The sequence below is a fragment of the Paraburkholderia sp. SIMBA_054 genome (assembly GCF_046534875.1).
Taxonomy (GTDB): domain Bacteria; phylum Pseudomonadota; class Gammaproteobacteria; order Burkholderiales; family Burkholderiaceae; genus Paraburkholderia; species Paraburkholderia hospita.
On sequence record NZ_JAWRXV010000887.1, the window covers coordinates 1 to 267 of the forward strand.

Annotated in this window: 1 pseudogene; it reads left to right on the top strand. The window is 65.9% G+C overall.

Annotated elements, in window-relative coordinates:
- Window positions 1–267 (top strand): annotated as a pseudogene (locus SB822_RS57685) (Holliday junction branch migration DNA helicase RuvB); the annotation flags it as partial.

Below are 267 nucleotides of genomic sequence, written 5' to 3' on the forward strand. Positions count from 1 at the left end.
CGCTCCGCGATCGCTTCGGCATTGTTGCGCGGCTCGAGTTTTATAACGCCGAAGAACTCGCGCGCATCGTCACGCGTTCGGCTTCGCTGCTGAATGCGCAGATTCATCCGGACGGCGCATTTGAAATTGCGAAGCGCGCGCGCGGCACGCCGCGTATCGCCAACCGGCTGCTGCGGCGCGTGCGCGATTTCGCTGAGGTCAAGGCCGACGGCAACATCACCGCGCAAGTGGCCGACGCGGCGCTGCGCATGCTCGACGTCGACGCGG